10 protein-coding genes and 1 riboswitch are annotated in these 15,092 nt (G+C 61.3%); of the genes, 4 read left to right on the top strand and 6 right to left on the bottom strand.

Annotated features, from left to right (window positions below; translation table 11 throughout):
- Positions 1-62: 62 nt before the first annotated feature.
- From gltB to BLO49_RS08705, 4 genes are all read right to left on the bottom strand, one after another.
- Complete coding sequence (gltB, locus tag BLO49_RS08690) at positions 63-4,577, bottom strand: glutamate synthase large subunit (RefSeq protein ID WP_090647088.1); 4,515 nt, start codon at positions 4,575-4,577, stop codon at positions 63-65.
- Between the two features lies 1 nt (position 4,578).
- Positions 4,579-6,042 carry an NAD(P)-dependent oxidoreductase gene (locus tag BLO49_RS08695; protein ID WP_090647091.1) on the bottom strand — a complete coding sequence of 488 codons (1,464 nt, stop codon included), beginning with the start codon at positions 6,040-6,042 and terminating at the stop codon, positions 4,579-4,581.
- A gap of 367 nt (positions 6,043-6,409) precedes the next feature.
- Positions 6,410-7,714, bottom strand: coding sequence for an ammonium transporter (locus BLO49_RS08700; RefSeq protein ID WP_090647094.1), 1,305 nt, complete (start codon positions 7,712-7,714; stop codon positions 6,410-6,412).
- Between the two features lie 234 nt (positions 7,715-7,948).
- Positions 7,949-9,109, bottom strand: a complete 1,161-nt coding sequence (locus BLO49_RS08705; protein ID WP_090647096.1) for a DegT/DnrJ/EryC1/StrS family aminotransferase — start codon at positions 9,107-9,109, stop codon at positions 7,949-7,951.
- Positions 9,110-9,278: 169 nt separating this feature from the next.
- Positions 9,279-9,395: riboswitch (SAM-I-IV-variant riboswitch) on the top strand.
- A 42-nt stretch (positions 9,396-9,437) separates the two neighbouring features.
- Between BLO49_RS08705 and BLO49_RS08710 the strand changes: the two genes are divergently transcribed.
- The 4 genes from BLO49_RS08710 (at position 9,438) to BLO49_RS08725 (ending at position 12,327) form a co-directional block, all read left to right on the top strand.
- On the top strand, positions 9,438-9,791 hold the full coding sequence (locus tag BLO49_RS08710; protein WP_090647099.1) for a hypothetical protein: 354 nt from the start codon (positions 9,438-9,440) through the stop codon (positions 9,789-9,791).
- Between the two features lie 73 nt (positions 9,792-9,864).
- Positions 9,865-11,298, top strand: a complete 1,434-nt coding sequence (locus tag BLO49_RS08715; RefSeq protein WP_090647101.1) for an aldehyde dehydrogenase family protein — start codon at positions 9,865-9,867, stop codon at positions 11,296-11,298.
- A gap of 115 nt (positions 11,299-11,413) precedes the next feature.
- Positions 11,414-11,851, top strand: coding sequence for an antitoxin Xre/MbcA/ParS toxin-binding domain-containing protein (locus BLO49_RS08720; protein ID WP_170828268.1), 438 nt, complete (start codon positions 11,414-11,416; stop codon positions 11,849-11,851).
- Positions 11,851-12,327 (top strand): RES family NAD+ phosphorylase, encoded by a 477-nt coding sequence (locus BLO49_RS08725; protein WP_090647106.1) that lies wholly within the window; start codon positions 11,851-11,853, stop codon positions 12,325-12,327. The genes BLO49_RS08720 and BLO49_RS08725 overlap by 1 nt, the downstream gene beginning before the upstream one ends.
- On the opposite strand, the gene BLO49_RS08730 is transcribed toward BLO49_RS08725, so the two are convergent.
- Positions 12,324-14,492, bottom strand: a complete 2,169-nt coding sequence (locus tag BLO49_RS08730; RefSeq protein WP_090647109.1) for a bifunctional diguanylate cyclase/phosphodiesterase — start codon at positions 14,490-14,492, stop codon at positions 12,324-12,326. The genes BLO49_RS08725 and BLO49_RS08730 overlap by 4 nt on opposite strands.
- 52 nt (positions 14,493-14,544) lie before the next feature.
- Complete coding sequence (msrB, locus tag BLO49_RS08735) at positions 14,545-15,036, bottom strand: peptide-methionine (R)-S-oxide reductase MsrB (RefSeq protein ID WP_090647111.1); 492 nt, start codon at positions 15,034-15,036, stop codon at positions 14,545-14,547.
- Between the last annotated feature and the right edge of the window lie 56 nt (positions 15,037-15,092).

The following is a 15,092-nucleotide window of genomic DNA, read 5'->3' on the forward strand; positions in this document are numbered from 1 at the left end:
ATATGGTTAGGGGTGGGTATAACATCATACAAAAAAGCGGCCCTTTTGGGACCGCTTTCTGTTTAAGCTCTCAATGCTTCTTTGGCTGCCTGTATCGCCAGTATCTCATTGGGCATGACCTCAACGAAGGCTTTCAAGCTGTTGTCCCAGTCATCGAGAATGGCCTGGGCACGCGGCGACAGGGTCTTTTCGAGATGGGTGGTGATCAGTTCCTTCAGGCGAGCCACATTCTCGTCCGGAACGGTGCGCAGTGTGATGCCTTCGGGGTTGATGTACTGGGCGAAGGTCTGGTCCGGATCGTAGACATAGGCGACACCGCCGGTCATGCCCGCGCCGAAATTGGCGCCGGCTCGACCTAAGATGACGACTTCACCGCCGGTCATATATTCGCAGCCGTGCGCCCCGACGCCTTCCACCACAGTGGTTGCGCCGGAGTTACGGACCGCGAAACGCTCACCGACCGTACCCGCGATGTAAAGCTGGCCTGAGGTCGCGCCATAGAGGATGGTGTTGCCGGCCAGAGCCTGGTTTTCCTGCCAGACCTTGGGACGGACGACGATGGTGGCGCCGGAAAGCCCTTTGCCGACATAGTCGTTGGCTTCACCGATAAGGTTGATGGTCAGGCCCTTGACCGCGAAGGCGCCGAGCGACTGGCCGACCGAGCCCAGCAGTTCGAGCTTGAGGTGGCCTTCATCGAGCGTATTGCCGTACTTGCTGACGATATGGGACGAGGTGCGGGTGCCGACGGCGCGCATGGTATTGCGCACATCGTAGGTCAGTTGCATCTTTTCCTTGCGTTCCAGCATGTAGGCGGCGTCACGCACGATCTGGGCATCGAGCGTGTCGGCCACTTCATTGATCTCGTCATAGCGCGTGATGGTGGCGCCCGGATCGAGATCGACGCGGACCAGCAGCGGGTTCAGGTCGAGGTCGTCAAGGTGCGCCCCGCCGCGCGAAACCTGCTGGAGCAGGTCGGTGCGGCCGGTGGCTTCACCCAGCGACCGCAGGCCGAGCGAGGCCAGGATTTCACGGACTTCGCGGGCGATGAAGGTGAAGAGGTTGATCACCTTGTCCGGCGTGCCAGTGAACTTGGCGCGCAGGCGTTCGTCCTGGACGCAAACCCCGACCGGGCAGGTGTTCGACTGGCACTGGCGCACCATCAGGCAGCCCATGGCGACCAGCGAGGCCGTGCCGATACCGAATTCGTCGGCGCCGAGCATGGCGGCCATCACAATGTCACGGCCCGTGCGCATACCGCCATCGGCGCGCAGGCGAATCTGGCCGCGCAGATTGTTGAGCGTCAGCACCTGATGCGCTTCCGACAGGCCGAGTTCGAACGGCAGACCGGCGAACTTGACCGAGGTCAGGGGCGAAGCGCCCGTGCCGCCGACATTGCCGGCCACCAGGATAGCGTCCGCTTTCGCCTTCGCCACGCCGGCCGCGACCGCGCCGATGCCCGACTGCGACACCAGCTTGACGGTGACGCGGGCGCGCGGGTTGATCTGCTTCAGGTCATAGATGAGCTGGGCCAGGTCTTCGATCGAGTAGATGTCGTGGTGCGGCGGCGGCGAGATCAGGCCGACACCGGGCGTCGAGTGACGCATACGGGCGATGAACTCGGTGACCTTGAAGCCGGGCAGTTGCCCGCCTTCGCCGGGCTTGGCGCCCTGCGCCACCTTGATCTCGATTTCGCGGCACTGGTTCAGGTATTCCGCGGTAACGCCGAAGCGACCGGACGCGATCTGCTTGATCTGCGAGTTCGGGTTATCGCCGTTCGGACGGCGGTGATAGCGTTCCGGGTCTTCCCCGCCCTCACCCGACACCGAACGGGCGCCGATGCGGTTCATGGCGATATTCAGGGTCTCGTGGGCTTCGGGGCTGAGCGCGCCGAGAGACATGCCGGGCGTGACGAAACGCTTGCGGATTTCGTTGACCGATTCCACTTCCTCGATGGCGATCGGGGCCGACTTTGCTTCCCAGGCCAGCAGGTCGCGCGGGCTGGTGGGCGCCGTCTTCGACATGCCGGCGATCAGGGCCGAGTACTTCTTGAAGACCTCGTAATCGTCACGCGTCGTGGCGTCCTGAAGCAGGTGGATCAGCTTCGGCTGGTAGTAGTGGGTCTCGCCGGCGGCGCGCATCTTGTAGAAGCCGCCGATAGGGGTGACCGGCTTTTTCGCCCAGGCATTGAGGTGCAGCTTCGCCAGCTTCTGCTCGATACCGCTGAGGCCGATGCCGGAAATGCGCGAGGTCACGCCGGGGAAATATTCGGCCACCAGCGCGCGCGACAGGCCGAGCGCCTCGAACTCATAACCGCCACGATAGGAGGAGATGACCGAAATGCCCTTCTTGGCCAGGATCTTCATCAGGCCGGCCTCGATGGCCTTCTTGTAGTTCGAGAACGCCTTGTGCTCGTTGAAACCTTCGTAACGGCCCTGGGCCAGGCGTTCCTGAAGGATTTCGAGCGTCAGATAGGGGTTGATCGCCGTGGCGCCGACGCCGACCAGCACCGCGAAGGTGTGCGGGTCCATGGCTTCCGAGGTACGGACGATGATCGACACAAAGGAGCGCAGGCCCTTTTGCACCAGCCGCGAATGAACGGCGGCGGCAGCCAGGATCATCGGCACACCCATCAGTTCGGCGGACAGCGCCTCGTCGCTCAGCACAATCATGCTGGCCTTGTCCTCGCTGACGGCCTTGACGGCTTCGTCACGCAGACGCTCCAGAGCGGCCTTGAGGCCGGCGCCGGGAATGGCGTCTTCCGACGGAATGGCGAAGGTACAGTCGAGCTTGGCGACATGGCCGACGTTCTCGAACGTCACCATGCGTTCATACATCAGCGTGCTGAGGAACGGGCTTTCGAGCACGAAGACGTCGGTCTGAGCTTCATCTTCAGCCAGGATATTGCCGAGGTTCTTGAAGCGCGTCTTGAGCGACATGCCCTGCGATTCCCGCAGCGGGTCGATCGGCGGATTGGTGACCTGGGCGAAGTTCTGACGGAAATAGTGGGCCAGCGGACGCCACTGCTCGGAAAGCACGGCCAGGGGCGTATCGTCGCCCATCGAGCCGATGGCCTCCTTGCCGTCCTTGACCATGGCGTCGAGTACAGTATCGAGGTCTTCCAGCGTGAAGCCGGCAGCGATCTGGCGGCGGTGCAGTTCCTCACCATGATAGGCACGCGGTTCCGGCCCCGGCATGATCAGGGGTTCCAGCTCGACCATGTTTTCCAGCCAGCCCTTGTAGTCGTGCTTCTGGGCCAGGGCGTCGATAATTTCGTCCTCACCGTACAGCTTGCCGCCTTCGAGATCGACCGCGATCATGCGGCCCGGCGCAATGTGGATGCGGCGCGCGACGCGTTCTTCGGCCACGCCGGTCATGCCGGCTTCGGAGCCGACGATCAGCAGGCCGTCCTTCGTTTCGGTGACGCGCAGGGGGCGCAGGCCATTGCGGTCCTTGCCGGCGATGACCCAGCGGCCATCGGTGGCGCAGATAGCGGCGGGGCCATCCCATGGCTCCATCACGGCATTGCAATAGGCGTAAAGCGCCTTGTTGGCCTCGGAGACCGTGGCGTCCTTGGCGGTCGCTTCCGGAATCAGAAGGGCCTTGGCCATCGGCGCCGAACGGCCGGCGCGAACCAGCAGCTCAAAGACGTTATCGAGCGCGGCGGAATCGGAGCCGCGCGGCTGGATTACCGGCTTCACGTCATGGGCCTCGCCGCCGAAGGTGGTGGCGGCCATGCGGATCTCGTGCGACTTCATCCAGTTGATGTTGCCGCGCAGGGTGTTGATTTCGCCGTTGTGCGCCAGCATCCGGAAGGGCTGGGCCAGGCGCCATTCGGGGAAGGTGTTGGTCGAGAAGCGCTGGTGGAAAATGGCGACCGACGAGGTGAAGTCCGGATCCTTGAGGTCGAGATAGAAGTCATCGACCGACTCGGCGCGGAACATGCCCTTGTAGATCAGGGTCTTGGCCGAGAAGGAGCACAGGTAGAAATCACCGAGATTGGCTTCGTCAACGCGCTTTTCGATGCGGCGGCGGCAGAGGAACATGGCCCGTTCCAGCGCCTCGCCTTCCAGACCTTCCGGCGCGGCCATCATGATTTGCTCGATTTCCGGGCGCGTGGCCGAGGCGCGTTCGCCCAGTTGCGTCACGTCAACCGGCGGCTGGCGCCAGCCATAGAGATAAAAGCCGGAACGCAGGATTTCGGATTCGACGATTGTCCGCGCCGTTTCCTGGGCGCCGAGATCGGTGCGCGGCAGGAAGACCTGGCCGACGAGGATCGGGCCGGAGCGCGGCTTATGACCGATGTTTTCCACCTGCTTGCGGAAGAAGGCTTGCGGCACATTGATCATGATGCCCGCGCCATCGCCCGACTTGCCGTCGGCATCGACCGCGCCGCGATGGAACAGGGCCTTCAGCGCCTTGACGGCCAGCTCAACGACTTCGCGCTTTTGCGAGCCGTCGATGGAACAGACGACGCCGACGCCACAGGCGGAGATTTCGGATGCGGGATCATAGGCGTGGGCCTCGATAAGGCGGGCGCGCTGATCCTGGTAGTGCTTGTAAGAATCGAATTTGGTCATTTTATTCCGCGGCTCCCAGTTGGAGCTCTTCGTTGGCATTCGCCGGGACAAGGAGTTCGGTTTGCAGATAATGGTGAATGTCGGCGGCGGCATCTTGCCCCTCGCGCACGGCCCAGACGACCAGCGACGCGCCGCGGACGATATCGCCCGCCGCGAACACGCCATCGACCATAGTGCGGAACTCGCCGGCATGGACCTTGATGGTGCCCCAGCGCGTCACTTCGAGTTTGGGCTCATTGAACATCACCGGCATGTTTTCCGGCTCGAAGCCGAGGGCCTCGATGATCAGGTCAGCCGGCAGGTCGGATTCAGCGCCGGCGATATCCTCGATGCCCTGGCGGCCCTGCGCGTCCGGTGTGGTCAGGCGCATCCGCTGGATTTTGAGGCCGGTGACAGTTTCGGCGTCGCCCAGCACGGCCTTGGGAGCCGACAGCCACTCAAAGCGGACGCCTTCTTCCTCGGCATTGGCAACTTCGCGGTCGGAACCCGGCATGTTGGCGCGGTCACGACGATAGACGCAGGAGACCGACTTCGCCCCCTGGCGGATGGCGGTGCGGACGCAGTCCATGGCGGTGTCGCCGCCGCCAATGACGACGACGGTCTTGCCCTTGGCATCCAGATGCGCCTCGGCGGCCGGATCGACTTCGTAGCCGAAGCCCTGGCGGTTCGACATGGTGAGGTAGTCGAGCGCGGCGACCACCCCCTTCGAGCCACAGCCGGGCACGCTGAGGGCGCGGCCCTTATAGACGCCGGTAGCGATCAGGATGGCGTCGTGCTTTTCACGCAGTTCCTCGAAGCTGACATCATTGCCGATATCGCAGTTCAGCACATATTCGACGCCCGAAGCGGCCAGGCGGTCGGTGCGGCGGGCCACGACGTGCTTTTCCAGCTTGAACGACGGGATGCCGTAAACCAGCAGGCCGCCGGCGCGGTCATAACGGTCATAGATGGTGACCTTGTAACCGAGCGTGCGCAGGCGGTCAGCGGCGGCAATGCCGGCCGGACCGGCGCCGATGATGCCGATCGATTGCGCCCGCTCGACCTCCGGCCTGATCGGCTCGATCCAGCCGTTTTCAAACGCCATGTCGCCGAGATAACGCTCGACACTGCCGATGGTGACGTTCTGCCAGCCGGACTGCTCCAGAACGCACGAACCTTCGCACAGACGGTCCTGCGGGCAGATGCGGCCGCAGATTTCCGGCAGGGTGGAGGTGGCCGATGACAGTTCCCAGGCTTCCTGCGGACGGCCTTCGGCGGTCAGGCGCAGCCAGTCGGGGATGTTATTCGACAGCGGGCAGCCATGCTGGCAGAAGGGCACGCCGCACTGGGCGCAGCGCGAGGCCTGGTGCGACGCCTGTGTCGGTGTGAAGTCGGCATAGATTTCGTTGAAGTTGCCGGTGCGTGTCTTCGCATCGGACTTCGCCGGCGTCTTTTTGACTTCAATCACGAAACGGTTCGTATCCATACGACTACCCTTCTCTACGCTGCGACCGTTGCCGGCCCATACTCTTCGCAGGGTTGCTAAAAGCGCAAAACCCCGGCGAAGAAAAGTTCAAATCTCATATCGGGCAAAGGTCTGTCAGCTTTTTTACCACAGATGACATATTTGCCGTTATCGTATCATTCGATACTTGTAGCTCAAGCGCCGCATGGCTTCCCTCGCATCAGCTCGGGCGGCCGCTTGGCCTTGCCGAAGAGAAGCTCTTCGGAATTTTCGCACATCGATACCCTGACATGCAAACCCCCTCGGCTGATCCCGTGGCCGCCCCGCGTGGGGTGGGCCTGAAATCAATCACGAGGGGGAATTTCAATCCGGCTTTTCAGCCTTCTGATTATCCGTGCAGGGTCTCCCCGTGCTGTGATTGATCGAGGCCCTCGATCTCCTCTTCCTCTGTTACGCGAAGGCCTGTTGTATATTTGCAGACCATGAGGATGAGGAAGGTAATTACCGCGCTCCAGCCGATGACCACCACGAGACCCAGCAACTGTTTGAGTACGCTGGCGCCGGCGCCGGCCGGATTTATGTCTGTATTGGCGAAGACCGCTGTCAGCAGCGCGCCGGTAAAACCGCCCACGGCATGGACGCCGAAGGCATCCAGGCTGTCATCATAGCGGAACATGTTCTTGACGTAGGTCGAGCCGAGATAGCAGATCGGGCCGGTGATCAGACCCATCAGCAGGGCGCCGCCCGGCGTGACGAAGCCTGCCGCAGGCGTTATGGCCACCAGGCCAGCGATAAGACCCGAAACCATGCCGAGCAGGGTCGGTTGCTTGCGCTCGAACCATTCCGGAATGATCCAGCCGATCGCACCGGTCATGGCGGCGACGATGGTATTGAGCATGGCGACCGAAGCCCGGCTGTCGGCCGCCCATTCCGAACCGGCATTGAAGCCAATCCAGCCGACCAGAAGCATGGAGGCGCCGATCATGGTGTAGCCGAGATTATGTGGCGCCATGTTGTCGCGGCCGAAGCCCTTGCGCTTGCCGATCACCAGACAGGCGACCAGGCCGGCGACGCCGGAATTGACGTGAACCACCGCCCCGCCGGCGAAATCGAGCACGCCCATCTGGCCGAGGAAACCACCGCCCCAGACCCAGTGCGCCACCGGGGCATAGACCAGAACGCTCCACAGGGCCATGAAGACGCAGAAGGCTGAAAACTTCATGCGCTCGACGATCGACCCCATGATCAGGGCCGGGGTAATGATGGCGAAGGTCATCTGGTAGGCGACCCACAGATATTCCGGCAGGTTCGGCGCGGCCTTATAGGCCGTATCGAGCCGGACGCCGTTCAGCAGGGCGATATCGAAACCACCGATGATCTTGTTGAGGAAGCTGCTGTCAGAACCCCCTCCGACGCCGAAGGCCAGGCTGTAGCCGATAAAGACCCAGATAACCGAGGCGATCACCGACACGGCGACCGACTGGGCCAGCACCGACAGCAGGTTCTTCTTGCGCACCATGCCGCCGTAGAACAGCGCCAGGCCGGGCAGGGTCATGAACAGAACCAGACAGGTGGCGACCAGCATCCAGCCGGCGTCGCCGCCATTCAGGTTGAGCGCAGCCTGATGCGCCAGCAGAACGGGCTTCGCCGCCTCTGCCGTTGCCGCCGCTGCACTGACCTGCCAGATTGCCATGTCACATCCTTAGAAATTCAAAGCTTTACCCAACACACCGCAGTCCGGGCACGGACAATGTCCGTGTGTGTGCACACGCGAGATAGAGGGTATTTTTTGTCCATAGCGGAAGATTGTCGGGATTAAAAGACAAATTTTTCCCGCGCACCCGCAAAATTTGAGAAATTTTACGACCACACGACAAAATACCGCTTCCGGCTGTCATATTGATCGCCGGAGACTGCAATCTGTCAATCACCCCTTGAACGACAGGACCGCCGCGACGATTTCATCCTGCGTCGCTTCATCCAGATACGGGCTGAACGGCAGACTGATGACGGTCTTCGACTTGGCCTCCGAGACCGCCAGATCGCCGGTGCCGGACGCGAACATCGCATAGCCGGGCTGCTGGTGCAGCGGGATCGGATAATAGACCGCCGACGGCACACCCTTTTCCCGCAGATGGGCCTGGAGGCCGTCGCGGTTTTCATGCTCGATGGTATATTGCGCCCAGGTCGAGACATAACCTTCCTTGACGAAGGGCACCGAGATCACCTTGCCGCCGAGCAACTCGTTATAACGCTTCGCCACCTTCTGGCGCAGTTCGATTTCCTCGCCGAATATGGCCAGCTTCTCGACCAGAACCGCCGCCTGGATGGTGTCGAGGCGCGAATTCATGCCGATGCGGACATTCAGGTACTTGGCTTCGTGGGTGTAATTCATCGTCGCCGCGTCGGTCGGCGTGGCGCCGCCGTGAACGCGGAACGAGATCAGGCGCTCCAGCAGGGCATCGTCATTGGTCACCACCGCGCCGCCATCGCCATAACAGCCGAGCGGCTTGGCCGGGTAGAAGCTGGTGGCGGTCGCTACGGCCCATTCCAGCGGCTGCTTGCCATTGATGGAGCAGCCAAAGCCTTGCGCGGAGTCGCTGATGAGGTGGACGCCATACTTTTTGGCGATAACCGACAGGGCCGGATAATCGGCCGGCTGGCCGAACAGGTCGACAGCGATAATAGCGGCCGGTTTCAGACGCCCCTCTTTGATAACGGCCTCAATGGCGGCTTCCAGCTTTACTGGATCGATATTGTAGGTATCGGGTTGAATATCAACGAACACCGGCTCGGCGCCGGTCATCGGCACCACTTCGGCGGTGGCCACAAACGTAAAGGCCGGCACGAAGACCGCGTCATCTTTCCCGACGCCCAGCCCCAGCAGGATCAGCTCGATGGCGTCGGTGCCATTGGCGCAGGACAGGGTGTGCTTCGAGCCGGCGAACTTAGCCATATTAGCTTCAAAGGTCTTGACTTCCGGCCCCATAATATAGGCGCCGTGCTTGATCACCTTGAGAACGGCGTCCTCAATCTTTGCGCCGATACGTTCGCGCTGAATGCCGAGGTCGATAAACGGAATAGCCATGGGAACACGCCTCAATAACTGCCGCGCCGGATTTCGGCGTCACATGCGCTTTACCAGCATATGAAAGCAATGCACCTCAAAAGAGATTACCCAAGATTTCAGTAAATACAGACATTAACAAAATTGTATACGATTTTACTTGAAGCCGTCACGGAGCGGCGATATAGAGGCCGCGCATCAAGAGCGGGCCAATATGAATACGGCCCGCGCCAACCTGCCTTCCCCGGCAAGGTGGCAGCCTTCCATAAGGCGATGCGGCCGATATCCGGCAACGAAACGGGATTGTCTTCACCTCCCTTTCGAGACCTGAGCTTTAAGGGCTTGAGACTTGAACGCGCGTACCCTCTTTACCGAACCCGACGACCTGGTGGCTGCCGAGTTGGCTGGCCAGCTCCACCACATCATCACCCTGACCGCGCTTGAACCCTGCGACATCGCCGCCTGGCTGGACAAACCGATCACCGGATATAAGCAATCGCGTTTTGCCGGCATATTCCAGTATCGCTTCCGCCTCACCGGCTTGACGCCGGGAGAAGCCCGCCGCATGACCGACCGGCTTGCCACCCTGCCGGAGGTCGCAGGTGCTCAGGTCGAGCATGTGATATTTTCAGAATCTTCAGCCCGCACCGATGACAAACGTCTATTGTCTGACTATATAGGGTCGCACAACACCCCCTTGTGAGCGCTACCATAACGGCCTATAGAGCCGCCCAGTGCTTTTTATAATGCCACACATCCTCAGGAGAGCTTCGGCCATGACCACTAAAGGCAATCTGATCAACGGCGAATGGGTCGTCATCGACAAGACCTTCAACGACATCAACCCTTCGGACACCAACGACATCATCGGCACCTATTCGACCGCCGGTGAAGCCGAAGTCTCGGCTGCCATTGACGCCGCCCGCGAAGCCTTCAAGACCTGGCAGTTCTCGACGCCGCAGCAGCGCTTCGACGTGCTGGATGCTGCCGGCACCGAAATCCTCGCCCGCAAGGCCGAACTCGGCGCGCTTCTGTCGCGCGAAGAAGGCAAGACCCTGCCGGAAGGCATCGGCGAAGTCACCCGCGCCGGTCATATCTTCAAGTATTTCGCCGGCGAGGCCCTGCGCGCCCACGGCGAAGTGCTCGATTCCGTCCGTCCGGGCGTCAAGGTGGAAATCACCCGCGAGCCGGTCGGTGTCATCGGCCTGATCTGCCCGTGGAACTTCCCCATCGCCATCCCGGCCTGGAAGATGGCCCCGGCCATCGCCTTCGGCAACACGGTCGTCTGCAAGCCCGCCGAACTGACCCCCGGCTGCGCCTGGGAACTGGCCGATATCCTCAACCGCGCCGGCCTGCCCAAGGGTGTGCTGAACGTCGTCTTCGCCCGCGGTTCGGTGGCCGGCCCGCTGCTGATCGATGGCTGCGACGGCATCTCCTTCACCGGCTCTGTCCCCACCGGCACGCGTGTCCGTGACGCCGCCGTCGCCAAGGGCAAGCGCATCCAGTGCGAAATGGGCGGCAAGAACCCCGTCGTCGTGCTCGATGACGCCGACCTCAACATCGCCGTCAATTCGGTGCTGAACTCGTCCTTCTTCTCCTCCGGTCACCGCTGTACCGCATCATCGCGCATCATCGTCACCGAAGGCATCGCCGATAAGTTCGTCGAGGAACTGGCCAAGGCCACCAAGGCGATCAAGGTGGGCGACTCGCGCGCCGACGGCGTCCAGATGGGCCCGATCGCCAGCCAGGAACAGCTCCAGATCGCCCGTGACGCCGTCGCCAAGGCCAAGGCCCAGGGCGGCGCCATTGTTGCCGGCGGCGAAGACCTGACCTTCGGCACGCCGGGCTATTATTACGCCCCGACCCTGATCGACAAAACCACCCCGGACATGGAGATCAACAAGGAAGAAGTGTTTGGCCCTGTCGCCTCGGTCATCCGCGTCAAGGATCTGGAAGAGGCCATCGCGGTCGCCAACGACACCGAAATGGGCCTGTCGGCCGGTATCTGCACCAGCTCGCTGAAGTCGGCCGAAACCTTCAAGCGCCGCATCCAGTCGGGCATGGTCATGGTCAACCTGCCGACCGCCGGCGTTGATTACCACGTCCCGTTCGGCGGCCGTAAGGGCTCGTCCTACGGCCCGCGCGAACAGGGCGCTTACGCTAAGGAATTCTACACCATTGTGAAGACGGCTTACCAGTTCGCCGGCTAACCCGTCCGAACACGGATGAAATGAAAAGGCGGTCCTGCGAGGGGCCGCTTTTTTTATTGTCTCTTGCAAATTCCGCCACGTGAGCGTATTTTTTATGCCATGTGAGGAAATCACCATGCAGCCTGCAAAAATTGACTGGATCAACGAACTTTCGCGCCAGAACTCTTTCCGTCCGACCTATGCCCAGCTCGTCGAAAACGGCTTGCCTGTCATCGCCGTCGATCAGCTCGCGGCCAGGCTCGCCCCCAGCGATCCGAAGTTTAAATATCTGATCGTTCCGGAATCAACCTACCGGCGGCGCACGGCCAAGGGTGCGAAAATCGTCGTGCAAAAGCTGAATAGCGAACAAAGCGAAAAAACAGCGCGCTTAACACGCCTGCTGAGTTATGCGACCGAGATCTTCGGTTCCGAGGATATAGCCCGGCAATTTCTCAATAAACCGCATATAGAGTTTGACGGCAAAACCCCCCTGCAGAAGGCTCTCAGCGGTGAAAGCGGCGGTGTCGCCGTTGAACTGCTATTGGGGCGGATCAAGTACAGCGTTGCCGCCTGATGGCTTTTACCTTGCCTGATGCGCTGACTGCGTATCGATTGGGCGATCCGAACGGACTTTATCCGATCTTCGACGCAACGGGATCAACCATTAGTCCCGGCCGCTGGAATACATCAACTACACCCGTAATATATACGTCTGAGCACTATTCTACCGCCATGCTGGAATGCCTTGTGCATACGAACGGGTTTATGCCAAAGCAGCAGCATTTCATTCGCATTCAAATCCCGGCCGCCGTTAGTTACGAAGCCTTGCAGCCTGCACACCTGCCCGGCTGGCACAACAGCGATTGCATTGACTCAAAAGCCTTTGGCAGCGCCTGGATCGTCGAAAAACGCTCCTGTCTGCTTCTGGTTCCCAGTGTTGTGGCGCGCGAAGAACGTAATATCCTGATCAATCCGGCTCATCCGGATTTTCCCAAAATCAGCCAGAATCTGGCCGTACCGATATGGTGGGACAGCCGTCTTTATACCTAAGCCACTTCAGTCATGTGTTTCTGAATCGCCAACACCTCTAACAGCGGCTTGGGGCGGCTGTAATAATAGCCCTGCAAATACTGACAGCCGGCCAGCCTGAGCAGGCGCGCCTGATCCTCCGTCTCGACGCCCTCGGCTGTGACCGATATATTCAGCGCCTGGGCGATGGCCACTGTGCCGGCCACCAGCGCGGCCGCCTGCGGATCGCGGTCGACCGTGCCGGCCATGGATTTGTCGATCTTGATCTTGTCGAAGTGATAACGGCGCAGATAGCCAATGCTGGAATAGCCGGTGCCAAAATCATCGAGCGCCATGGAAACGCCCAGCGCCTTGAGATTGCCGATGGCGGCTACGGCCCGCGCCGGATTTTCGATCAGATAGCCTTCGGTGACTTCCAGTTCGAGACGGTCGGTCGGGAAGCCGGTCTCTGCCAGCGTCTTCGCCACCTTGGCCTCCAGCTCCGGATCGCGGAACTGCGCCGGCGACAGGTTGACGCTCAGGCGCAAACCCGGCACCTCACGCAGATCGTTGCACGCCTTTTTCAGCACGAACTGGCCCAGTGGATGAATCAGCCCGCTGGCCTCGGCGACATCGATAAACTGATCCGGCATCAGCGGGCCTTCCGGGCGGCGCGGCCAGCGCACCAGGGCCTCAAGGCTGTTGATCGCGCCGCTGCGGGCCTCAATGATCGGCTGGTAGACGACATCGAATTCATCGCCCTCCAGCCCCTTGCGGATACCGGCCTCGATGGCAGCCTTGCGCAGGCGTTCGGCATCAAGTTCGGCGTCATAAAGGGTTATGCGGTTCTTGCCGGCGCTTTTCGATTCATACATCGCCATGTCGGCGCGGCGGAAAAGTTCCTGGCTGCGCACCGATTTGATGTCGGCGGCCGCGATGCCGATACTGGCGCCGACCTGCAAACTGCGTTCGCCGATCCGCACCGGCTTGGCGAAGAAATCGAGAATGGCCTGGGCGAAATCAAGGCACGGCTTCATGGCTTCAGGTCCAGTCAGAACCATGGCGAATTCATCGCCGCCCATGCGCGCCAGCAGGGCGCCTTGCGGCATGATGCCCTTCAGCATGGCCGCCACGATCATGATCAGCTTGTCGCCGGTGGCATGGCCATAGATGTCATTGACCTCCTTGAAGCCATCGAGATCGAGATAGACCACCGTCTTATGCACCGGTCCGCGACCGGATTTCGCCTTCTGCACCAGTTCGAACAGGGCGCGGCGATTGGGCAGGCCGCTCAGGCCATCGGTCAGGGCGAAACTGCGCGCCAGCTTCTCGCTCTTGGACAGGCGATAAAGCCCGAAGGCGCTGGCGGCGGTAAACAGCAGGATGAGCAGGGCGGTAACCAGGCCCACCTTGCGGATGCCCCAGGCGGCGGCGCGCGCCGCCTCCATGCCGGGCTTGCGCGGTGTCCACGTCAGTTGGCCGATATCACCGGCGGCGCTGCGCAGTCTTTTGGCCGGGGCCACTGCCTCGCCAGAAGCCGCCAGGCGCAGATTGGCCAGCCCGAAGGTGGTGCCGATAGGTTTCAGCAGGGCCGGCGTCAGGTGGCGGGTCATCACCAGATAGCGCCGCTCCTTTCCCAGGATGGCAACGCCGGAATCCGACCGGCGGATCAGGCTGATGCCGACAATCGCCGGCCCCTTCCAGGTTTCGGACAGGCCGACCACCACGCGCTCGCCTGACGAAATCTGCGATGGATCGGCCTTAACCAGGGCATTGAAGCCGGCGCCGAAGCGCGCAAAGCTGCCCCCCGGATAGGGCTTGCCATCGATATAGCCCCATAGAATCCGATAATCACCATCAAGCACAAACGCGCCGTCATAGGCGTTCTGGTCGCTGGCTTTGTTGCCCCAGGTCGAATAGAGCCAGTCCGGCTCAATGCCGTTTCGGTAGATTTCCTCCTGGCCACCATTCCATACGGCATTGTCGGTCAGGGTGGCGGTGAGATTGTCGATGGTGGTGGTAATGGCGGCCTGCGCGGTTTCCTCGGCGCGGCGTGTATCCAGTTCATTGGTCTTCTCAGCGACCATACCGAGTGAGGAATGCAGCAGAATCAGGATCGCCAGCAGCAGGCCGAAACCCGCCGCGAACACCAGCCCGAACAGGGTCCGGGCCTTCAGATTCATCACTCCGTGCAATAGCTTCTGCATTTGCGCCCCCTGAGAGAGGGCGCATCATGCGGTAAAATCGTGAATTTCTTCCTTACGCGGACGGTATTTTCAACGGCTGACCTTCCGGCGCGCCACGACCCAGGCGATCCGGCAGGGCTTCGCCTTCGGGCACGAATTCCATCGCCACCGAATTAAGGCAATAGCGCAGGCCGGTCGGGCGTGGACCGTCCTCGAACACATGGCCGAGGTGAGAATCACAGCGCGCACAGCGGATTTCGATCCGCATCATGCCGTGAGAGCGATCGACGATATTGCGGATATGGTCCTTGTCTATGCCCTGGTAGAAGCTCGGCCAGCCCGAACCGGAATGGAACTTGGCGCGGCTGTCGAAGAGTGGCAAGGCGCACAGATTGCAGACATAGGTGCCCTCTTCCTCATATTCGTCAAACTTGCCGCAGAAGGGCGCTTCCGTGCCCGCATTGAGCAGGATCCGGCGGGCTTCCGGATCGAGCCGCGCGGCCAGTTCCTGCTTTTGTGCGTCCGTCGGCGGGGTCAGGTCAAAACCGAGAGCGGATTTGGTCATTACAGGCCCTTTCTTATACCTCCCCAACTTGTTGAGAGGGGGACCGCGATCATTCT

The organism is Asticcacaulis taihuensis (assembly GCF_900100255.1).
Taxonomy (GTDB): domain Bacteria; phylum Pseudomonadota; class Alphaproteobacteria; order Caulobacterales; family Caulobacteraceae; genus Asticcacaulis; species Asticcacaulis taihuensis.